General features: G+C 51.9%; 2 protein-coding genes. Both read right to left on the reverse strand.

Translation table 11 applies throughout. The features are described from left to right. Positions 1–113, reverse strand: a 113-nt coding sequence (locus AC1DUO_RS25575; RefSeq protein WP_477989504.1) for a hypothetical protein, incomplete at its 3' end; no start/stop codon positions are given. 24 nt (positions 114–137) lie between these two features. Continuing rightward, positions 138–859: MFS transporter (locus AC1DUO_RS25580; protein ID WP_477989502.1), on the reverse strand; the 722-nt coding region annotated here is incomplete at its 5' end.

The raw sequence follows: 859 nt of genomic DNA on the forward strand, positions 1-859 counted from the left end.
ATATTCACCAGATTGTTGGTCACGTTGTGGATCAGCGATTTCAGTTCCCCGCGAGAAATGAAATGTTCCGGCTGTCGCAGCAAGGCACTGTGTTTAACTTCAAAAACTTTCATGGCGTTCTCCTGTGAATTCAAAATTTATAAACGTCCCTGGACCGGCATTTCAGCGGTATTTTCACGGGTCAGCTTTTCGGGAGGCGGGTTATTGCGATGCAGATAACCGATGTTGTTATTGCCCCACAGAGATTCGTATTTCATTCCTGTCAGCATTTCGACCGTAGCCCGGTCTTCCGGCGTAATTTGCTCCGGTACGATACGGTTAGCATCACGCATTTTCTGCGTTTCGCGGGTCAGCACACCGTGCGTTTTCTGATTAAGACGGAAGAACAGGGAGATGGTGAAACCGATACTGAGCATCAGCAATGACCCGATCACCAGTACACCAAGAATGGTATGACCGACTGCCGGAACCTGCTGACTTTGCCCGGAAACGAACCCGGCAAGTTGCAAGATAATCCCTACCAGCATCACCGCACCGGCCTGTGATGCTTTGCGGGTCAGCGTCATCACGCCGGCGAAAATCCCTTCGCGGCGCTGACCGGTAATGGTTTCATCAACGTCAGCGATATAGGTGTAGATATTCCACGGCACGTAGTTGATCCCGCCACGGCCAAGACCGGCCAGCGCGGAAATCAGCAGCAGTAATGACATCGAATCATTCATACCGGTGTAATACAGCACGCCGTACGAGATAGCGGCCAGCCCSAACAGGGAAACAGCCAGACGATAAGATGGTGCAGGACCAAAGCGGATACACAGCGGGATCATGCCAATTACCGCCACGAATTGCAGGATGGCCA

Source organism: Rahnella sp. P4_A8 (assembly GCF_056402435.1).